The 21,013-nt window shown below is 67.7% G+C and carries 17 protein-coding genes; 13 read left to right on the top strand and 4 right to left on the bottom strand.

Translation table 11 applies throughout. The features are described 5' to 3' along the window. The first annotated feature begins 61 nt into the window (after positions 1-61). The 3 genes from A6F68_RS04820 (at position 62) to tilS (ending at position 2,982) form a co-directional block, all read left to right on the top strand. Complete coding sequence (locus A6F68_RS04820) at positions 62-919, top strand: helix-turn-helix domain-containing protein (RefSeq protein WP_067676959.1); 858 nt, start codon at positions 62-64, stop codon at positions 917-919. A 151-nt stretch (positions 920-1,070) separates the two neighbouring features. After that, on the top strand, positions 1,071-2,015 hold the full coding sequence (locus tag A6F68_RS04825; RefSeq protein WP_067682073.1) for a tetratricopeptide repeat protein: 945 nt from the start codon (positions 1,071-1,073) through the stop codon (positions 2,013-2,015). Positions 2,016-2,058: 43 nt separating this feature from the next. Then, positions 2,059-2,982 carry a tRNA lysidine(34) synthetase TilS gene (gene tilS / locus A6F68_RS04830; protein ID WP_084001671.1) on the top strand — a complete coding sequence of 308 codons (924 nt, stop codon included), beginning with the start codon at positions 2,059-2,061 and terminating at the stop codon, positions 2,980-2,982. On the opposite strand, the gene A6F68_RS04835 is transcribed toward tilS, so the two are convergent. Then, positions 2,983-3,633, bottom strand: coding sequence for a L,D-transpeptidase family protein (locus tag A6F68_RS04835; RefSeq protein ID WP_067676963.1), 651 nt, complete (start codon positions 3,631-3,633; stop codon positions 2,983-2,985). It lies immediately after the preceding gene. 82 nt (positions 3,634-3,715) lie between these two features. Beyond that, on the bottom strand, positions 3,716-4,516 hold the full coding sequence (locus A6F68_RS04840; RefSeq protein ID WP_067676965.1) for a transglutaminase-like domain-containing protein: 801 nt from the start codon (positions 4,514-4,516) through the stop codon (positions 3,716-3,718). Between the two features lie 96 nt (positions 4,517-4,612). Here A6F68_RS04840 and A6F68_RS04845 point away from each other — a divergent pair, with 96 nt between their 5' ends. From A6F68_RS04845 to A6F68_RS04880, 8 genes are all read left to right on the top strand, one after another. Then, positions 4,613-5,065: a MaoC family dehydratase gene (locus A6F68_RS04845; RefSeq protein WP_067682076.1), complete on the top strand. Its 453-nt coding sequence runs from the start codon at positions 4,613-4,615 to the stop codon at positions 5,063-5,065. Continuing rightward, entirely contained in the window at positions 5,062-5,952 is an 891-nt protein-coding gene (locus A6F68_RS14975) for an HpcH/HpaI aldolase/citrate lyase family protein (RefSeq protein ID WP_067676969.1), read from the top strand. The genes A6F68_RS04845 and A6F68_RS14975 overlap by 4 nt, the downstream gene beginning before the upstream one ends. Then, entirely contained in the window at positions 5,949-6,365 is a 417-nt protein-coding gene (locus A6F68_RS14980; RefSeq protein WP_067676971.1) for a secondary thiamine-phosphate synthase enzyme YjbQ, read from the top strand. Before A6F68_RS14975 ends, A6F68_RS14980 begins: the two co-directional genes overlap by 4 nt. A gap of 102 nt (positions 6,366-6,467) precedes the next feature. Beyond that, entirely contained in the window at positions 6,468-7,928 is a 1,461-nt protein-coding gene (zwf, locus tag A6F68_RS04860) for a glucose-6-phosphate dehydrogenase (protein WP_067682079.1), read from the top strand. Continuing rightward, a complete protein-coding gene (edd, locus tag A6F68_RS04865) occupies positions 7,921-9,726 on the top strand; it encodes a phosphogluconate dehydratase (RefSeq protein ID WP_067676972.1) in 1,806 nt (601 codons plus the stop codon). Before zwf ends, edd begins: the two co-directional genes overlap by 8 nt. Next, positions 9,726-10,697 (top strand): glucokinase, encoded by a 972-nt coding sequence (glk, locus tag A6F68_RS04870; protein WP_067676973.1) that lies wholly within the window; start codon positions 9,726-9,728, stop codon positions 10,695-10,697. Before edd ends, glk begins: the two co-directional genes overlap by 1 nt. Before the next feature lie 17 nt (positions 10,698-10,714). Next, positions 10,715-11,308: a bifunctional 4-hydroxy-2-oxoglutarate aldolase/2-dehydro-3-deoxy-phosphogluconate aldolase gene (gene eda, locus A6F68_RS04875; protein ID WP_067682082.1), complete on the top strand. Its 594-nt coding sequence runs from the start codon at positions 10,715-10,717 to the stop codon at positions 11,306-11,308. Continuing rightward, positions 11,305-14,067: a phosphoenolpyruvate carboxylase gene (locus tag A6F68_RS04880; protein WP_067676975.1), complete on the top strand. Its 2,763-nt coding sequence runs from the start codon at positions 11,305-11,307 to the stop codon at positions 14,065-14,067. Before eda ends, A6F68_RS04880 begins: the two co-directional genes overlap by 4 nt. A 6-nt stretch (positions 14,068-14,073) precedes the next feature. Here A6F68_RS04880 and A6F68_RS04885 read toward each other — a convergent pair whose 3' ends face one another. Then, positions 14,074-14,841, bottom strand: a complete 768-nt coding sequence (locus A6F68_RS04885) for a Crp/Fnr family transcriptional regulator (RefSeq protein WP_067676976.1) — start codon at positions 14,839-14,841, stop codon at positions 14,074-14,076. A 23-nt stretch (positions 14,842-14,864) separates the two neighbouring features. Here A6F68_RS04885 and A6F68_RS04890 point away from each other — a divergent pair, with 23 nt between their 5' ends. Both A6F68_RS04890 and A6F68_RS04895 read left to right on the top strand, forming a co-directional pair. Then, the gene (locus A6F68_RS04890) at positions 14,865-17,417 is read left to right on the top strand and encodes a DUF2339 domain-containing protein (RefSeq protein ID WP_198152680.1); all 2,553 of its coding nucleotides are present in this window, start codon (positions 14,865-14,867) and stop codon (positions 17,415-17,417) included. 60 nt (positions 17,418-17,477) lie between these two features. Continuing rightward, positions 17,478-18,152, top strand: coding sequence for a response regulator transcription factor (locus tag A6F68_RS04895; protein ID WP_067676982.1), 675 nt, complete (start codon positions 17,478-17,480; stop codon positions 18,150-18,152). A gap of 70 nt (positions 18,153-18,222) precedes the next feature. On the opposite strand, the gene A6F68_RS04900 is transcribed toward A6F68_RS04895, so the two are convergent. After that, positions 18,223-20,949 (bottom strand): TonB-dependent receptor domain-containing protein, encoded by a 2,727-nt coding sequence (locus tag A6F68_RS04900; RefSeq protein ID WP_067676984.1) that lies wholly within the window; start codon positions 20,947-20,949, stop codon positions 18,223-18,225. Between the last annotated feature and the right edge of the window lie 64 nt (positions 20,950-21,013).

The following is a 21,013-nucleotide window of genomic DNA, read 5'->3' on the forward strand; positions in this document are numbered from 1 at the left end:
GTTCGCCGGCGCTTCCCTTGAGTCGCGAATGGGGGCGGTTGAGACAACTTCGGGACGCCGCATGAATATGGAAACGGGTTCGCTGGACGGACAGCTGCCGCTGCACGGCGTCGGTGACAAGCTGCGCATGGCGCGCGAGAAGGCCGGAATGACGCTGGGGCAGTTGGCTGCCGAGACGCGGATTCCGCAGCGCCATCTCGAACTGATCGAGGCCGGCGATTGGCACGACCTGCCTGCGCGGACCTATGCCACCGGCTTCGCCCGCACCTATGCCAAGGCGGTCGGGCTCGACCCACGCGCGACGGTGGACGAGGTGCGCGCCGAATTGTCGATGAGTGAGCCCGGCGATCGCTCGCGCGCATCGAGCTTCGAGCCAGGCGACCCGGCGCGGGTGCCGTCGCGCGGGCTCGCCCTGTTCAGCCTTTTCGCGGTGGTCATGCTGATCGTCGGCGGGTTCTTCTTTTACAGCCGGGTACTGGCACCCGGTGCCGGCCCCGGGTCCTTGCTCGAGGAGCAGCGTCTTGCCGAGCAGGCGGCCGCCGCGCAGGCGCAGGCGACGGCCCGCCCGGCCGCGCAAGCCGCTGCGCCGACGGGAGGGGCGGTGGTCTTCACTGCGCTCGAGGAAGGGGTCTGGGTCAAGTTCTACGATGGGCAGGGCGCCCAGCTGATGCAGAAGCAGATGGCCAAGGGCGAAAGCTACACCGTACCCGCCGACGCCACCGGTCCGCAGGTGTGGACGGGTCGTCCCGATGCGCTGGCCATCACGATCGGGGGCAAGTCCGTGCCCAAGCTCGCCGACAGCGAAACCGTCATGAAGGACGTGCCGGTAACTGCCGAAGCGCTGCTGGCGCGCAATACTGCTCCGGCGCCGACGGCAAGCCCGCCCGCAACCGCCAATCAGGGACCGGCCGGCACCTGATCGCTGTCCCCAAATTTGCCCTGCGGCCCGCTCGACAAGGCGCGGCGAGGGGCGTTAACCACCTGCGGCTTCCGTTCATCCGCTGTTCGCGGACGGCGGGCGAGAGGGCCGCAACGATAGATTGCTGACGGGAAGTGTTTCGATGGGGATCATGACGTTTCGCGCGCTGGCCGCTCCGCTGGTGCTCCTCTCGGTGGCCGGTACCGCCACGCCCGCGATGGCGCAGGATGCAGCCACGGCCGAGCGGCTGAAGAAGGTCGAGGCCGAAGTCCGCGCGCTGCAGCGCAAGGTCTTTCCCGGCGGCGACGGCCGATACTTCGAACCGCAGATCACCGCGGCGCAGCCGACCGGTGGGACCACCGCTGGCACGCCTTCCACGACTGCGGTGACCGACATCCTGGCGCGGCTCGACGCGATGGAATCGCAGATCGCCCGGCTGACCGCGCAGACCGAAGAGAACACCAATGCGATCCGCCAACTCGGCACGCGGCTTGGCGCCCTCGAGGTCACCAGCGGGGCCGCGGCGAGCGCCGCCACGCCTTCGCCCGCGGCGACGATCGTACCTGTCGCCGTGACGCCGACGCCGACTGCCACGCGTCCGGCGACCGCAACGCCGCCGCCGCCACCTCCCGCTGCGGCCAGGCCGGCCGGGCCGACCGCGCAGCGCCTGGCGGCGGTGCAGGCGATCGCAAAGCCGCAGACCGACGATCCGGGGGACGACGAATACAGCTATGGCTTCCGCCTGTGGGACGCCAAGTTCTATCCCGAAGCACAGCAGCAGCTCTCGCTCTTCGTCGAGAAATACCCGAACCACCGCCAGATCAGCTATGGGCGCAACCTGCTGGGCCGCGCCTATCTCGACGACGGCAAAGCCAAGGAGGCGGCGCCGTGGTTCCTCAAGAACTACCAGAGCGACAAGCAGGGTGCCCGCGCGCCCGACAGCCTGCTCTATCTCGCCGAGACGATGATCGCGATGAGGGACACCAAGCGCGCGTGCATCGCGCTGGCGGAGTTCAGCGAGACCTATCCCGCGGTGGCCTCGGGCCGGCTCAAGGGCCAGTACGACGCCAACCGGACCAAGGTGAAGTGCAATTGATACGGGTCTGCCGCCTGAACTGATTGCGCGCTTCCGCGCCGATTTGCGGGAGGTCTGGACCGCCGCAGTCGACGCACATGTGCGCTTCGGCGTGGCGGTTTCCGGGGGCCCCGACAGCCTCGCGCTGCTGCTCCTCGCCCATGGATTCAACCGCGACCAGTTCGAGGCGGTGACCGTCGATCATCGCCTGCGCCCCGAAAGCGGCGAGGAAGCCGCAAGGGTCGGCGCAATCTGCGCGCGGCTCGGCGTGCGGCATACGATACTCCCCGTCGAAGTCGCGTCCGGCAACATGCACGATGCGGCTCGCGAGGCCCGGTACCGGGCAATGGGGGAGTGGGCGCTCGGACGCGGAATGTACGGCATTTTGACCGCGCACCACGCCGACGACCAGGCCGAAACCGTCCTGATGCGGCTCAATCGTGGGAGCGGCCCGGGCGGGCTGTGCGGCATCCGCGCGATGCAGCCGTTCCCGAGCGGTGTCAGCGCGATCCGCCCGCTGCTGCAATGGCGTAAGGCGGAACTGGAGGCGATCGTCGCGGAATCGGGCCTGGATCCCGTGCGCGATCCGTCGAACGAGGACCCGCGTTTCGACCGTGCGCGCATCCGGGCCGCGATCGGCGAAGCTGGTTGGCTCGACGCCGTGGCCATCGCCCGGTCGGCGCAGTACCTGCAGCAAGCCGATCTCGCATTGTGGACTTACGCCACCCGCGATTACGAGCGGACGGTCGAATACGAAGGCGACGCGGTCGTCTGGCGACCCGACGACATTCCCCGCGCGGCCCGGTTGATCTGCGTCATGCGCGCGCTGGCCGAAGCGGGCGGCGACGATTTCTCGATGGCCGATGCCGCGCGCCTGCACGACGCGGTGATGGCCGGGGGCAAGGGCGGGACGCTGGGCGGCGTGGAGCTTCGCTTCCGCAAGGGCGAGTGGCGGTTTGCGCCGGAACCCCCGCGCAGGAACGGCTGATCAGACGATCTTGTCGCCCATCCCGATGGTCTCGCCGCGGGTGATGACGACCTTGTCGCCCGGCTTGGCTATGGCAAAGATCTTCGACACGAAATCGTCGGGTCCCGCGATGCAGCCGTGGCTGGCATAGCCGTTTTCGACCTGGCTCCCGCCATGGATCGCGACGCCGTCACGGGTCAGGAACATCGACCACGGCATCGGCGCGTTGCCGTACTTCTCCGACACGTTGTGGCGCTGCTTGGACAGGATCGGGAAGGTGCCGAGCGGGGTCGGGTAGTCGTCGGTCCCCAGGAGGACCGCCGCGGCGCCAATCTCGTAGCCACCCTTGAACACCGAGAGGACGCGGGCGTCTAGGTCGACGGTCATCACGATCGGACCATCGGGCACGTTCTTGTCGTCCCAGTGCCATTCGCCGTACTTGATGGGGCCGTCGATCGGCAGGATGCGCTTCACCGTGAACTGCTCGTCCGCCTTGGGCTTCGGTGCAGGCGCCGGCCCGGCCACGGCTGCCGGATCGACCGGGATCGCGTCCTCGAGGGCTTGCCGCTCTCGGCCATCGTCTCCGCCAGCACCCGTCACGACCGCGGCGCCCGCAAGGCCGAGGAGCACTGCCGCAGTCCCGCCGCCTATCCACTTGAGCATCGCGTTCATGGGGTTCTTATGCTTCGGCGAGCGAACCGGTTCCAGCCCCCGACGCGCCGCGTCCCCGCACGGGACGGCGGCGGCGCAAAGGTTAATCCTCGCGGGTGACTGTCACCGTCTTGTCGCCGAATTGCGAGGAGCCGAAGCTGGTGAGGAAGCTGACATCGGCGGCATCGCGGCCGACGCCGATCTTCACCGTCTCGTGCGGTTCGGCCATGCCGGTCGCGTCGAGGATGTACCATGCCCCTCCGCCGGGCGTCGTCTCGTCGGCAAGGAATACCTCGGCAACCGCATGGAAATCGGGCGGCGTGACCCCCGGCGCAAAGCAGGAGACGTAGCGCGCGGGAATCGTCGAGGCGCGCGCGAGCGTGATCAGGACGTGGGCGTAATCGCGGCAGATGCCGCGCCGCTCGACGAACGTATCGAGCGCGGTCGTCGTCGCGGTGCTGCTGCCAGGCTCGTAAGTGAAGTGTTTCGCGATCCAGTCGCGGATCGCCAGCGCCCGGTCACCTCCGCTTGTGCCGCCGAATTCATCCTCGGCGAACGATTGCAGCCGGTCGGCCGGGCAGTAGCGCGAATCGAGCAGGTATTCGAGCGGGTCCCCCGGCAGATCGTGCGGCGCGAGCTGCGACAGACCGGCAAGATCGGGAGTGAGCCGCTTGACGTCGACACGCGCGTCGTATGCCACCTCGAACCGGCCCTGTGTGCTGACGAGTACCCGTTCCCCGATCGCCTCGTGCGCGGGCACGCGGGCACACGCATCCCCGCAGGTCAGGACGGTCCTGGCCGACAGGATCTCCTGCTCGGGAATCGCCGCAGCCTCGAACTGGAGGATAACGTCGGTCGGGCTGTCGAGGGTGAAGTCGAAGCGGGTAGAGATGGCGATGGTCATGCGGGGTCGGAACGCTCGGTGGGCTGGGTTGGTTTCGCGCTGCCCCCTGTCATTTGTGCGGACCCGGCGCTAGTCCGTCATGCAAAGGAGATGCGCATGCCGGGCCTGTGGTTCGACGAATTATCCGTGGGGCAAACCTTCGATCACCCGATCCGCCGAACGGTGACCGAAACCGACAACCTGCTGTTCACGACGCTGAGCCATAACCCGGCCGCACTGCACCTCGATGCCGAGGCGATGAAGGACAGCGAGTACGGCCGCGTGCTCGTGAATTCGTGCTTCACGCTCTCGCTGATGGTCGGGGTGTCGGTGGGGGATACCACGCTCGGGACCGCGATCGCCAACCTGGGGTGGGATGAAGTGCGATTTCCTGCGCCCGTCTTCGTGGGCGACACCTTGCGGATCGAGACCGAAGTCGTCGAACTGCGCGACAGCAAGTCGCGCCCCGAAGCCGGCATCGTCACTTTCGTCCATCGCGCATACAACCAGGCCGGTACCCTCGTCGCGACTTGCAAGCGAAGCGGACTTCAGCGGAGGAAACCGGCATGACGAAGCCGCTGCGATCGTTGCTGTTCATTCCCGGCGACAGCGACAAGAAACTCGCCAAAGTCGCCAAGTGCGGCGCCGATGCGGTCATCCTCGACCTCGAGGACGCCGTCGGGATGGCCAACAAGCCCGAGGCCCGTAACAAGGTGGCCGATTTCCTCTTCGGTTTCCCCCGCGAGGCGGAAGGCGCTCCGCAGTTATGGGTTCGGATCAACCCCTTCGACAGCGGGCTGGCCGAAAGCGACCTTGCCGCCGTGGTCCCGTCGCGGCCCGACGGGATCATGCTGCCCAAGCCCGATGGGCCGGAGGACTGCGTCAGGCTGTCGAACCTGCTCGATCACATGGAACTGGCGCACGGGGTGGCACCGGGGTCGATCGGGATCATCCCGGTCGCGACCGAGACGGCCGCTTCACCCTTTCGCCTCGGGGACTATGCCACCGCCGGCCTCAAGCGTCTGCGCGGGCTGACATGGGGGGCCGAGGATCTCGCCGCAGCACTCGGAGCCACCGGCAACCGGGGCGAAGACGGCGAATGGCTGTTTACCTTCCGTCTTGTACGATCGCTGACCTTGATGGCCGCGCACGCGGCCGGCGTGCCTGCGATCGAGACGCTGCAAGCCGATTTCCGCGACGAGGCAGGCCTGCTCGCCAGCAGCCGCCAGGCAAGGGCCGAAGGGTTCTCGGGACGCCTCGCGATCCACCCGGCGCAGGTCGGGCCGATCAACGAGGGGTTCACGCCAAGCGCCGACGAAATCGAGCACGCGCGGCGCGTGATCGCGGCGTTCGATGCCGAGCCGGGCGCGGGGGTGGTCGGTCTCGACGGCAAGATGCTCGACATGCCTCATCTCAAGGCAGCACGCCGGACACTGGGCCTGGCGGGCGAAGGGTGAGGGTCGAACAGGGCATCCTGCGCATCGACACGTCCGGAAAGGGCTTGGTCGACATCACCTCGAAAGTCGCGGTCTGGCTTGCCGGGGCACGGCTGGTGAACGGTACGCTGACGGTCTTCTGCCGCCACACCAGTGCCGGGCTGCTGATCAGCGAGAATGCCAGCCCCGCGGTCCAGCGCGACCTCCTGCGCTGGCTCGACCGGCTCGCGCCCGAAGGTCCGCATTACGAGCATGACGAGGAGGGCGCCGACGACATGCCCGCGCACATACAATCGATGCTCACCGGCAGCGCGCTAACGGTGCCGTTCTCCGGCGGGCGTATGCTCCTGGGAACCTGGCAGGCGGTCTATCTCGCCGAGCATCGCGCGAGGGGGCACAGACGCGAAGTCGTCGTTTCCGCGACCGGCGAGTGACCGCGTCCGGCGCATGAATAAGTATGCCCGCGCTTTGCCCGCGGGCCAGCGGTTGCTAGGCCACGAGACGTGGACGATTACTGTCGTTCGACCAGGAGCACCATGACCGGTTATCAGTCCAGCCACGCATTCACCGCCGACCGGCTGCTGCTGTTCGGCGCCACAGGCGACCTTGCCCAGCGGATGCTCCTGCCGTCGCTTTGCGCGCTGGCGCACGACGGGCTGCTGTCGCCCGACCTCCGGATCGTCGGCACCGCCCGTTCGGAGATGAGCGACGCCGAGTATCGCGACTTCGCCCGCGAGGCGCTGGAGAAGTACCTGCCCGACAGCCGCCGCGGCGGGATGGACGATTTCCTCGGTCGCCTGACATACCAGGCGCTCGATGCCTCGACGACCGCAGGGTTCGACATGCTCGCCGCGAAAGTCGGCACGCCGGACCAGGGCCTTGCGATCTTCCTCTCGACCGCGCCCAGCCTGTTCGAACCGACGATCGCCGGCCTGCAATCCGCCGGTCTGACGGGGCCGAAGGTGCGGATCGGGCTCGAGAAACCGCTTGGGACGGATCTCGATTCGAGCTGCGAGATCAATGACGCGGTGGCCGCCGCGTTCAGCGAGGACCGGATATTCCGGATCGATCACTACCTCGGCAAGGAAACGGTCCAGAACCTCCTGGCGCTGCGGTTCGCCAACGTGATGTTCGAGCCGATCTGGAACGCGAACTACATCGATCACGTGCAGATCACCGTCGCCGAGACCGTCGGGCTCGAGAGCCGCGTCGCCTATTACGACGACAGCGGCGCGCTGCGCGACATGGTGCAGAACCACATGCTCCAGCTCCTCGCGCTCGTGTGCATGGAACCGCCGACCAGCTTCGACGCGACTGCGGTGCGCGACGAGAAGGTCAAGGTGCTGCGCAGCCTGCGTGCCGTGGGCGAGGGGGAGACCGTTACCGGCCAGTACCGCGCGGGCGCGATCTCGGGCACGGCGGTGCCGGGTTACGACGAGGAACTGGGCAAGGAATCGGACACCGAGACCTTCGTCGCCATCAAGGCCCATGTCGACAACTGGCGCTGGAAGGGCGTGCCGTTCTACCTGCGCACCGGCAAGCGCCTGCCCGAGCGTGTGACCGAGATCGTCGTCCAGTTCCGCTGCATCCCGTTCTCGATCTTCGAGGACCGCGGCGCGAAGACGGTGCCCAACCGCCTCGTCATCGGTATCCAGCCCGAAGAGAACATCTCGCTGCGGCTGATGGCCAAGGTGCCGGGGCTCGACCGCGAAGGCATCCGCCTGCGCCCGGTGCCGCTCGACATCTCGATGCCCGATGCCTTCGCCGGCGCGGTCAAGCGCATCGCTTACGAGCGGCTGCTGCTCGACCTCGTCGAAGGCGACCAGACGCTGTTCGTCCGCCGCGACGAAGTCGAAGCGCAGTGGGAGTGGATCGACGCGATCCGCGCGGGCTGGGTTGAGACTGGCCTGACGCCGAAGACCTACACCGCGGGGGCCTGGGGCCCGAGCGCAGCAATCGCGCTCGCCGAGCGCGACGGAGTGAGCTGGCATGAGTAATCTTCACGACACCGTCCATCGCGTGACCGAGCGGATCGTCGCCAACAGTCGCGATAGCCGCAAGCGCTACCTCGACCTTATGGAGCGCGAGCGCGAGCGCGGGCCCGATCGCAATTCGCTCGGCTGCTCGAACCTGGCCCACGGCTTCGCTGCCGCGCTGGAGGACAAGCCCGCGATCAAGGCGGGCCATGCGCCGAACCTGGCGATCGTGACGAGCTACAACGACATGCTCTCCGCGCACCAGCCCTATGGCGCCTACCCGCCGCAGATGAAGGTCTGGGCGCGCGAGGTTGGCGCCACTGCGCAGGTCGCGGGCGCCACCCCGGCGATGTGCGACGGGGTGACCCAGGGCCAGGACGGCATGGAGCTGTCGCTGTTCAGCCGCGACGCGATCGCCCTTTCGACCGCGATCGCGATGAGCCACGCGATGTACGACGGCATGGCGCTGCTCGGCATATGCGACAAGATCGTGCCCGGCCTCGTCATGGGCGCACTGCGCTTTGGCCACATCCCGGGCATCTTCATCCCTTCGGGCCCGATGCCGAGCGGCATCGCCAACAAGGAGAAGCAGAAGGTTCGCCAGCTCTATGCCGAGGGTAAGGTCGGGCGCGACGAACTGCTGGAGAGCGAAAGCGCGAGCTATCATTCGCCCGGCACCTGCACGTTCTACGGCACCGCCAATTCCAACCAGATGATGATGGAGATGATGGGTCTCCACGTTCCCGGTGCCGCGTTCGTGCCGCCGAACACCCCGCTTCGGCAGGCGCTGACCCGCGCGGCGGTGCACCGGCTGGTGGAAATCGCCGACAAGCCCGAGTTCGCCATGGCGCGCACCTGCGACGAAAAGGCCTTCGTCAACGCGGTCGTCGGCCTCCTCGCGACGGGCGGGTCGACCAACCATGCGATCCACCTGCCGGCAATGGCGCGCTCTGCCGGAATCGCGCTCGACTGGAACGATGTGTCCGAGCTCTCGAGCGCGGTGCCGCTGATCGCGCGGGTCTATCCCAACGGATCGGGCGACGTGAACCATTTCCACGCTGCAGGCGGGATGGGCTATGTGGTCGGCGAACTGCTCGAGGCGGGCCTCGCCCATCGCGACATTGTGACGGTGTGGGGCGGCGACCTTTCGGACTATGCGAAGGAGCCGTGGCTCGACGGCGAGACGCTCGCCTGGCGCGAGGTCGGTGCAAGCGGCGACGACACCATGCTCCGCCCGGCGAGTGACCCGTTCCAGGCGGACGGCGGAATGCGGCTCGTCGAAGGCAACCTCGGCCGGGCCTGCTTCAAGACCAGCGCCGTCGATCCCGAGCGGTATACGATCGAAGCGCCGTGCCGGGTGTTCGACAGCCAGGTCGCGGTGGTCGAATCTTTCAAGGCGGGCGAACTCGACCGCGACGTCGTTGTGGTCGTCCGGTTCCAGGGTCCGCGCGCGAACGGAATGCCCGAACTTCACAAACTGACCCCGCCGCTGGGCGTGCTGCAGGACCGCGGATACAAGGTGGCGCTCGTCACCGACGGGCGTATGAGCGGTGCAAGCGGCAAGGTGCCCGCAGCGATCCACTGCGTGCCCGAGGCGCTGGGCGGCGGCCCGCTGGCCCGACTGCGCGACGGCGACGTGGTGCGGCTCTGCGCGACCACCGGCTCGCTGTCGACCGATGCCGATCTTTCGGGTCGCGAGCCTGCCGTCCAGAGCGAGGAACACGAAGGCGTGGGCCGCGAACTCTACGCGATGTTCCGGCTCGGCGCGGACTCGGCCGAACGCGGAGCGAGCGCGATGCTCGCGGCGGGAGGGCTGTGATGGACATCGTCACGGTCGACATCGGCGGCACGCACGCGCGCTTTGCTATCGCTACCATCGGCGATGACGGATCGATCACGCTTGGTGAGCCCGAAACGCTCCACACCGAGGACCACGCAAGTTTCCAGACCGCGTGGGAGGACGCGCGCGCGCGACACGGAGGCAAGCTGCCCGATGCCATCGCGATGGCGATCGCCGGGCCGGTCGGCGGCGAGGTCATCCGCTTCACGAACAACCCCTGGATCATCCGACCCGCGCTGATCAAGGAGAAGCTTGGGGTCGAGAGGTACACCCTCGTCAACGATTTCGAGGCCGTGGCGCATGCGGTCGCGCGCGCTCCCGACGACCAGTTCATCCACCTTGCGGGACCCGACAAGCCGCTTGCCGACAAGGGCACGATCAGCGTGATCGGCCCTGGCACCGGGCTCGGCGTCGCGCACCTGTGGCGCGACGGAAAGGGCGGCTATCACGTCCAGGCCACCGAAGGCGGACACATCGATTTCGCCCCGCTCGACTCCATCGAAGACGCGATCCTCGCGCGCCTTCGCAAACACCACAATCGCGTCTCGGTCGAGCGCGTGGTTGCCGGACCGGCGATCTCGGACATTTATCAAACGCTCGCCGCGCTCGAGGGGCGGGCGATCCATGAAGAAGACGACATCGCGATCTGGACCCGCGGGACCAGCGGCGAAGACAGCCTCGCCGCAGCGGCAGTGGACCGGTTCTGCCTCTCGCTCGGTTCGGTCGCCGGGGACATCGCGTTGGCGCAGGGCGGTTTCGGCGGGGTCGTGATAGCCGGTGGGCTGGGCTACCGCATCCGCGACACCCTGCTCACCTCCGGCTTTTCCGAGCGGTTCCGCGCGAAAGGCCGCTTCGCCGAGCTGATGGCCGGCATTCCCGTGAAGCTCATCGTCCATCCGCAGCCCGGCCTTTTCGGCGCCGCCGCCGCCTTCGCCTCGGAGCACCTGTGACCGACATTTCCGCCATCATGCGCACTGCGCCGGTGATCCCGGTGATCGTGATCGACGACCTCGCCCACGCCGTCCCGCTTGCCGATGCACTGGTCGCGGGCGGCCTGCCGGTGCTCGAAGTGACCATGCGGACCCCAGCGGCACTCGATGCGATCCGGGAGATGAAGCAGGTCGAAGGGGCGATAGTCGGCGCCGGCACGGTGACCAACCCCCGCCAGCTCGACGAGGCGATCAACGCGGGAAGCGAATTCATCGTGTCGCCGGGCCTGACCGAGCCGCTCGGCTGCGCGGCGATCGCAGCCGAGATCCCCTTCTTGCCCGGCATCGCCAATGCGGGCGACATCATGCGCGGGCTCGATCTGGGCCTCACCCACTTCAAGTTCTTCCCGGCCATGGCCGCGGGCGGACTCCCAGCATTGAAGGCGCTCGCCGCCCCCTTCGGTCAGTGTCGCTTCTGTCCGACGGGAGGCATCGGTCTCGATACGGCGCCCGAATGGCTCGCGTTCGAGCCGGTTCTGTGCGTCGGGGGTAGCTGGGTGTCGCCGAAGGGCGCGCCGGATCGGGCGATTGTCGAAGCCCTTGCTCGCGAGGCGGCATCGCTCGGCCGATGAAAACCGTCACCGATCTCGTCGAGCGCCTTCAGGCCCACCATCGGCAGACCGCCGACACGCCGTTGTTCAACCCGGTCTTCCAGCTGTCGCTCGACCTGTCGCGCGAGCTGGAGGGCGGTGTGCTCACGCTGGGCGGCCTCGGGTCTATCCTGGCGGAACTGGAATGCTCCGGCCTCAAAAGCCGGGCCGCGCGGCTGCAATGCCTCGTCGAACCCGGCAAGGCCCGGGAAACGCTCGCGAGCCTGGTCGGCGAGAACGCCGATTTCGACGCCTTCGCCGCCCGCTGGTCGCATCCGCAGCTCCACGCGGTGTTCACTGCGCACCCGACGTTCCTGCTTGCGCCGGCGCAGTCCGATGCGGTGGCGCAGGCCGCAAGCGGTCCCGGCGGCGTCGATGAGACGGTTTGCGCGGTCCCCGCCGAGCGGCCTGCGATAACCCTCGACTACGAACACGAACGGGCATTGCGTGCGATCGCCCATGCCCAGGACGCCCGTGACGCGATCGTCGGCGACCTGCTTTCGCGGGCGAGAGCGAAATGGCCCGATCGCTGGACCGAGTTCGCCCCCCTGCCGTTCCGCTTTGCGACGTGGGTCGGCTACGACATGGACGGGCGCACCGACATCAAGTGGTACACCTCGATCGCCTATCGCCTCGCCGAAAAGGCCCGGCGGCTTGATCGGTATGCGGACAGACTGGCGCAGATCGTAACCGATCACGAGCTCGTCGGAACGCTGCGCAGTGCCGCCGCCCATGCGGCCCGGCATGCCGCGGCCTTCACCCAGGATCTTTCGGACCCGCAGGCGCTCGTCGCCGCGGCCAACGAGCTGACGGCTGACGATCCGGACAAGCTCCTCTCGCTGACCCCCATCGTCGAGAGGCTCGAAGCCGAAGCGACCGGAGACATCGCGGTCGGCTTGCGTACCCTTGCCGCGGCAATGCGCGCCGACGGGCTGGGGATGGGCTGGATCCACTTCCGCGTGAACGCCAGCCAGCTCCACAACGCCTTCCGCCGCCGGCTGCCCGAGGGGCAGGAGATCGACATCGGCAGCCGCGGTGCCCTTGCGACGCTGCGCGCGATGCTGGCGGAAGTGAAACCGCTGCGCGCGAATTTCGCTGCGCTCGCGGTCGAGAGCTCGACCGCCATCCGCCAGTTCCTGGCGATGGCGCAGATACTCCATCACGTGGACGCCGATGCGCCGATCCGCATGCTGATTGCCGAATGCGAGCAGCCTGCGACGGTGCTGGCGGCGCTCTATTTCGCCCGGCTTTTCGGGATCGAGGACAAGGTCGACGTCTCGCCGCTGTTCGAGACCGAGAGCGCGCTGGAACACGGTGGCCGCCTGCTCGACGCCTTGCTCGCCGAGCCGGCCTATCAGGCCTACGCCCGCGGGCGCGGACGGGTCGCGGTGCAGACCGGCTTCTCCGACGCCGGACGGTTCGTCGGACAGATCCCCGCGAGCCTCGCGATCGAGCGATTGCAGGGCCGCCTGGCGGGCGCGATGGAGGCCAACGGCCTGACCGATGTCGCCGCGCTGATCTTCGACACCCACGGCGAAAGCATGGGTCGCGGCGCGCATCCCTCGAGCCTCTCTGACCGTCTTGAATGGCCGCTGTCGCCCTGGGCCCGGCGTCGCTTCGTGCGCGCCGGAATCGTGCTCGAGCCTGAGGTCAGCTTCCAGGGAGGCGATGGGTACCTGTTCTTCGCGACTCCCGAGCTCGCATTGGCCACGCTCACCCGGATCGCAGCGTTGCGACCCGCCGAAACCGACGCGCAAGCGCCGACCGACGAGTTCTATCGCCGCACCGACCTCAGCCTCGATTTCTACCGCGCGATCAAGGAGCACCAGCGCGAACATCTCGAGAGTCGCACCTACAGCCGCGCGATCACCGCGTTCGGGCTGGGGATGCTGGTCGAGACCGGGAGCCGCAAGTCACGCCGCCAGTCGGACCTCGCCGCCGACCGCGACATGAGCTTGCGGCAGATCCGGGCGATCCCGCACAACGCGATCCTGCAGCAGCTCGGTTATCCGGTGAACGTGATCGCCGGGGTCGGCAGCGCGGCTGACGGCAACCTCGACGAAATGGCGGGCTTGCTGCGCGAAAGTCCCCGCGGGCGGCAGATCGTACGGCTGCTGCGGGCAGCGAACTCGCTCGCCAGCATCAAGACCGTGGCTGCGTATGGCGAGCTCTTTAACTCGGCCTATTGGGCCAGCCGCACCTATCGCGGTACCGAAGAGCACCTCGCGCCGGCCTGCGCGGCGCTTGCCGAATACCTGACCAAGGACGATCGTAACGGCGTCTTCCGGCGCCTCGCGTCGCGCCTCAGGGTCGATGCGCTCAAGCTGCACCGATTGCTCGACCTCGTGCCCGACGACAGCCCCCTCGCGACGCGGGAGCAGGTGCGGCGCGAGATCGGCGTGCTCCAGGCGCTCCGCCTCGCATTGCTCCAGCACATGTTCCTGAAGGCGGTGAGCATCCCCGCGTTCAGCCGCGCCAACGACATCAGCCGCGACGATGTGCTGGAAATGGTGTTCACGCTGCGCATCGACGATGCATTGGCGCAGTTGCGCCGCGCCTATCCCGTGCAGGTGGCGCGGGCGAGCGACTTCGCGGTCGACGAGCCGGGCGACTACCCGGACGGCGAAGGCGAAGGATACGCCGCAATACACCGCGACTACATCGAACCGATCGAGGCCGCCCATGCGCTCTCGCTGCGGGTTTCGGTGGCGATCGCCAACCTGTTCGGCGCGCACGGCTGACGCGGGTCAGACGACGTCGTCGAGCTCGTGTTCGACGTGAAGCGGGCCATCGCCATAGAGATAGGCAGGGTCGAAATCCCCGTATCGCTCCAGCTTGGCCCGATCGCGCACGACCACGAGGCCGCGGCGGAATTCCATCACCTCCTCGCGGCGCATTTCGGCGAGGGCGCGGTTCATGTGGATCGGCGTCGTCCCGCACATGTCGGCGAGGTCTGTCTGGGTCAGCGGGGAGCGAAATCCGGACGGCCGGCCCAGCCCGACCATCTCGAGCCGCGTCCAGATCTCCGCGATCCGGTGCGCGACGCGGCGACTGGCCTTGAGCTGCTCGAGCTTCAAGGTCCACTGGCGGTGGATGGCCGCGTCGAGCAAGGTGGAAAACCAGAACAGCCGGGAGAGGTGCGGCACCGTCTGGTGGATGTGCCCGATCCGGTCATGTGAGACGTGACCCACTTTCGCCGGACCGATGGTGACGACGTCGTGGTCGAGGCGCTTCAGTGCGTAGGCGTGGAGGTCGACGAAGTCCCCCGGTACCTGGATGCCGACGACGTAGCGCCGGTTGTTCTCCTCGATCGTGCGCAGGATGAAGCCTTCGATGAGCATGGTCGATCGGTCGGCTAGCGCGCCGCGTGCGAGGATACGGGTCGGTCGATCGTAGGCAATCACCTGCTCGATCGACAATTCAAGCAGCTCTTTCTCCCGCTCGCCCAACGCATGGCGCGAACGGCCCATGAGGAACCGGCCCGTGAGCGGATACTTTGCGACATCGTCCACCATGTCCCGTTCCTATCGTTTGGAATGTGCATTCGGTTCCGGCGCAGCTTGAAAAAACGCGCTCGACGGTCGAGGCTGGCGCTGTGATGGAATTCGTCGTCATTGCGCTGATCGTGGCGACGGTCGTCCTCTGGCGGCGCGTAAGCAGCCTCGAACGGCGCCTTGCCGAACAGTCCGTCCTTCCGTTCGACATCGCCCCTGCGGCCCCCATCGCAGCGAGTGCGCGACCGGCCAGCAAGGTCTGGGAGCCAGAGCAATCGCAGGTCGCCGATCCGGTTGCCGCAGTGGAAGCCAAGCCTCCGGAATCTCGACTTGCGCTGCCGAGCTTCGATTTCGAAGACCTCTTCGGTCGGATGCTGCCGATTTGGGCGGGCGGTGTCACGCTGGCGGTGGCCGGGTTCTTCCTCGTGCGGTGGTCGATCGATGCCGGGCTGCTGACTCCGGCGGTGCGGGTTCTGCTCGCGGGCCTGTTCGGGGTCGCGCTTGTCGCGGGGGCGGAAGTGGCGTTCCGATGGCGTGAACGGGTCGCCGATCCGCGGGTCGCGCAGGCGCTCGCCGGTGCCGGGCTCGCGACACTCTACGCGGCTTTCTACCTTGCCGGGAGCACTTACGGGCTGATCGGATCGACCTTCGCGTTTCTCGGGCTGGCCGCGGTGACCGCCGCGGCGATCGGGCTGTCGTTCCGGTTCGGCTTGCCGAGCGCGGTTCTCGCGCTGGTCGGCGGATTTGCCGCACCCGTGCTGGTCGGCAGCGAAGATGCGAACCTGCCGCTGCTTACGCTTTACCTCGCGCTGGTGACCGCGGGCCTCGCGTTTACCGGGCGGCGCCAAGACCGCGCGTGGCTCGGCGTGGCGGCGCTGGCGGGCGGGCTCGGCTGGGGTGCGCTCCTGCTCGCCGGAGGTGCTGCGAGCGAGACGGCAGATGCCGCGATCCTGGGCGCCTATCTCGTAATGCTCGGGGCAATCCTGCCCGCGCTCGCCGGAGGCGGCGGGCGTCCGCACTGGCTCGTACGGGTGGGCACGGCCGGACTCGCGGCATTCCAGATCGCGGTGCTGGTCGAACAGGGCGGCTTCGGCGGCCTTGAATGGGGGCTCTACCTGCTGCTCGGTGGCGCCCTCGCATGGTTCGGTTGGCGCGAACCGGCGATGCGGGAGGCGAATGCCGTCGCGGCGGCAGTCGGGATTGTCCTGCTGGCGGTCTGGCCGACGCCCCCGGCGGGCGAGTTCGCGCTTGTGGCGACCGGGCTGGCGGCGATCTTCGCGCTGGTCCCGCTGGCGCAGCTATGGCGCGGACATGGGCGCGAGATCGACGTGGCACAGGCTGCCGGTGTCGCGCTCGGACTGGCGGGTGTCATCCACGGCCGCTTCGCCTTGGGGCTTGGCGATGCGGTGGAGCCATTGTTGGCCCTGGCATTGCTGGCCGTGGCCGCCATCGCTGCTCTGGGGGCATCGCTCGCACGGCGCGCCGAGGGAGCCGACCATCGTTGGGCCTGGCTTGCGCAAGGCGTCGCTGCGCTTGTCGCCTACGACGCCGTCGCCCAGTTGGCACCGGATGCCGCCCTGGCCTGGATCGCCGCACTGGCCGTAATCGTGCTGGCCTGGCGAGGGAGGGGGCTTGCCGGAGCGCTCGCCACCCTGGCGGCGCTGGCAGGTGCATGGGCGCTAATTCCGCTCAACGACTGGCTGGAGGAAGGCCTCTATGGCCTTGCGGGGAGCGCCGTGATGGCGATCGACCTGCCAACCCTGCGCGCGATGGCGCAATCGCTATTGCCTGTCGTCGCGGCGGCGAGCGCATGGCGACTGCTTGCCGGACCGACCGATACAACCCGCCGCGTGCTGGAAGCAGTCGCGGTCGCGGGGCTGCTCGTCTCCGTCCACATCGCGTACCGCCATGTGTTCGCCGGGATTGCGGGGACCGACTTCGCGGCGACCGGGGTCATCGAGCGTGCCGGGTGGGAGGGTTTGCTGCTCGCAGCGGCATGTCTGACCATGGCGCGCGGGCTGAACCGGGTGGCGCTCGCTCTCGCGCTGGCGGCCCTCGCGCATTTCGGCTGGTTCGCCGTGATCCTCCACAACCCGCTGTGGGCGAATCAAGCGGTCGGCCCGTTGCCGATCGCCAATGCCCTCGTGCCGATGTACGGCGCCGGGCTTGCGGGGCTGGTCCTGCTGCGACGCCGGTTGCCGGACGATCCGCCGTGGCTGCGCTGGACAGCCGATGGTGCGACGATGGCGCTGCTTGCCCTCTTCGCGCTGTCGCAGCTGCGACAGGCGTTCGCAGGTTCGATCCTCACCGCCACGGCCGTCGGGCCCACGGAGGACCTGCTTCGCTCGCTCGCCGGTATCGTGCTCGCGATCGGGTTCCTCCTGTGGGGTTCGCGCGGCGGCGGGCGGACCTGGCGCATCGGTTCGCTCGCGGCGATGGTGATCGCGGTGCTCAAGGTGTTCCTGGTCGACGCCGCCGGGCTCGAGGGGCTGGCGCGGGTCGGCTCGTTCATGGCGCTGGGCTTCAGCCTTATCGGCATCGGCTGGTTCTACAACCGCCAGCTTCGCGAACCCGCCAGGGAAATCGCCGCGCCGTAACATTAGTCACGCGCGCGTCACATCAGCCCGCCATTCCATCCCGACAGGCCGGGGGCATGGATGGACGTGGTCAATATTTTCCTCACCGACAGCAGCGCCGAGACGATGGACGATTTCGTCCACGCCGGGCGCCGCTACACTTTTGCCCGCATCGGCGGCGAAGGACCGCAACGGCTGGTAGAGGGTCCGGTCTGGGCGTTCGTCGACTGGGTGCTGCCCGAGCTTGCGGGGCTCGAGATGTGCCGCCGCCTACGCTCCGATCCGCGCACGAGCGAAGCCCACATCACCATGGTCCTGGAGGAAGACGACCCCGAGGATCGTAGGCGTGCGTTGAAGGCTGGCGCCGACGATTACATGCTGGGCCCCGTCGACCGGACGGCGGTGCTCGACCGGGTCATAGCGGTCGATCCACTGCAACAGCAGCGCAGCATCGGCCAGCGTTTCGAGGTCGGCGATCTGACCATCGACATGGCGGCGCTCCAGGCGCGCTGGAGTGGTACCCCTCTCGTGCTTCCGCCCAACGAGTTTCGCCTGCTGCTCTATTTCGCGGAGAACCCCAACCGGGTCATGACGCGCGAACAGCTCATCGCCGGGCTCGGCAAGCAGGAGCCGGCGATCGATGCGCGCACGGTCGACGTGTGGATCGGCCGCCTGCGCCGCGCACTCAAGGCTGCGGGCGCGGGCAATCCGCTGCGCACCGTGCGCTCGCTCGGCTACGTGCTGGATCTTCCCTGACGCCAAGTCGAAAAGCGGGCCGCTCCGTGATGGAGCGACCCGCTTGTCGATGCTCTTCTGAGCCGGTGGGCTAGAATTTCGCGCTGAGCGAGGCGGCGAACGTCGTGCCGATGTCGTAGTTGTTGATCGCTGCGCGACCGGTCCCGTAGTCCTGGAACTCGATGTGCCCGCGTCCCAGGACGTTGCGCGCCTCGAACTTCAACTCCATCTCGCCGAAGCCCGGCCATTCGAAGCCCTGACGGGCGACGATGTCGAGGTTGAACCCGGGCCGTTCGATAATGTCCGGATCGAGCACCCCGCCGGTGTTCGCACCGCGCGAAGTGACCCGCTCGCTCGCGTAGGTGAGCAGGAACGTGAGCTGTTCGAGGCGGTCGGTGTTCTCGATGCCGAACTGGAAGTTCGCGAGGTGCTCCGACTGGCCCGTCAACGGGCTGCCGTCGGTGAATACCTGCGTCGCAGGAGCGATCAGCGGGCTGTCGATGTTTCCGGGAAACAGCACGGTCGTGTCGCCCGCCCCGACCTTCAGCTTCGACTTGCTCCAGGTATAGTTGGCCGACAGCGCAATGCGATAGGGTGCCAGTGCATCGCCCAGACCTTCGAGCCCGATGTACTTCACGACTTCGGCCTCGACGCCGTAGAGCGTGGCCTTGGGCGCGTTCGCATTGGTTACCTGGAGCGTCCCCGCGGCGTCGATTGTGGCGATCGTTTCGATCGGCGCGTCGAGCGACTTGAAGAACCCCGCAAGCGACACCCGTTCGCCCCGCGCGGGATACCATTCGACGCGGGTCTCCGCATTCCACAGCACGCTGTCGGTCAGGAACGGATTGCCGGCGAGGACGCGGTCAGACTCGACGTCGAGGACGGGGATGGTGCCCAGCTCGCGAAACTGCGGGCGGGCGATCGTCTTCGATCCGTGGAGTCGGAACTGGAAGTCCTCGGCGAAATTCCACGTCGCGGTGGCTGCGGGGAGCCAGTAATCATTGGCCTTGGTTATGACCGCAGCGTTGCCCGCTCCCGCGGGATTGTTCCCATAGAGGTCCGGCAGGGTGAGCAACTGCTCGGCGTCCTCGTAGCGAACGCCCGCTTCCAGCCGCAGGCCGGTCGCCACCTCGACGTCGGCGCGGACGTACGCACCGTGGACGGTGAGGTCGCCCCCATACTGCGCCTGGCCGTACGCCCGGTTCACCTGGCGTAGCGTGATGTCCTCGAAGTCGATGAGCTCCGGGCTGAGCAGGAGGTAGATCGGCAGGTACGACTGGCCCGTGCCGGCGATCGGCGCGCCGCCGTCGTCATAGACGAAGTTCAGGCTCTGGAACGTTCGCGCCGTGTCGCTGTAGGCGTATCCGGCCGACAGCTTGCCATTGACGATGCCGGTGAGATCGTACCCGATATCGGCGCCGCCGGCCCAGACGGTCTCGTCGAGCGCGCTGAAAATGACCCCCGTGGGCACCCCAAGCCTTACCGCGTAACCGCCGGTGCTGCCGACGTAGCGATACTGTGTGGTGCGCTCGTATGGGGAATCGCGGTCCGATTTCGAATAGCTGCCACGCAGGTCCAGTTCGATCGCGCCGAACTCGAACTCGCCGACCGCCTGCGAAGTGAACAGCTGGCGCTGGACGTAACTGCTTTCGTAATTGAGCGAATCGTAGGGGCCGGAAAGCCGGTCGTCCTCGAGATCCTCGAACGGCGTCTGGATGTTCTCGAAAGCGCCGCGCACCCGGGCCACCTTGGACGTGTCGCGGATGAACACGTTCGTCAGGCGCACCTTGTGGCCCTGCGGCAGGTCGAGGCCGAGAGCGAGAAGGCCGCTCGCCTGGATCTTGTTCTCGGTCCGCACGCCGTAGCTGCTGTTGACCAGCGATCCGGCGGTGGCGGTCTGCTGCGTCGCGCCGCGTGTCTTCCAGCCATTCGAGAAGCTGGCGCTGGCAATCGCGCCGAACCGGGTGTCGCCGAAGTCGGTGCCGTAGCCCGCGGCGAGCGAAGCGCTGAAATTGGCCGGGATTTGCCGGTTGCGCTGGAGGATGAGCGTATCCTCGTTCTCGAGGACTCCGGCATCGACCAGGGCGCCGTCATTATCGCGCAGCGCGCCCGGCAAGTCGCGGGTGCCGTCGTCGAAGCCGAAGACGTCGCGCTTGCTGCCATAATAGGTGTAGCCGAGCTGGGCGGTTGTTTCGCTGTCGCCGCTGATACCGACGCCGAGGGTCAGGTAGTTATCGTCGGGGAGCGAAGCGGTGGTGAGGTTGATAGCACCACCGCCGTATTCGCCCGGATAATTGACCGAGTAGCTTTTCTGGACGACCGCACTTGAGACGATGCTGGTGGGGAAGATATCCAGCGGGACGACGCGGCGCAGCGGCTCGGGCGAGGGCAGGGCCAGTCCATTCAACAGCGCGAGGCTGTAGCGATCGCCCAGACCACGGACATAGACGAAGCCGTTGGTGTTGACCGAAAGTCCGGTCACCCGCACCAGTGCGCCCGCGATGTCTCCGTCGCCGGTACGGGCGATTTCGCCCGCCGACAGGACGCTCACCACTTGCGCGGTGTTGCGCACCGGTTCGGGGATGAAGCGTCCGGTGACGACGATCTCGGCGCCTTCGGAGCCGGGAGCGGAGATCTCGACTTCCTCCTCGACCTGCTCGTCGGCCTCTATCGGTTCTGGGGCCGGCTCGGGGGCAGGCTCGGCGACTTGCTCGCCGGCGGTCGGAAGCGGCTGGGGCTGGGCCTGCGCAAGGGCAGGCGCGGCGACAAGGCCGGTCCCCGCGAGGAGAGCGGCGGCGTAGGGTCGCAGGCGGCGCATTGTGGGTTCCCCCGGGTATGGATGGACGGGGAGGAAGCGCCCGTCGCGCCGCCTCCCCGTCCGA

This window comes from Tsuneonella dongtanensis (assembly GCF_001698205.1).
Lineage (GTDB): Bacteria > Pseudomonadota > Alphaproteobacteria > Sphingomonadales > Sphingomonadaceae > Tsuneonella > Tsuneonella dongtanensis.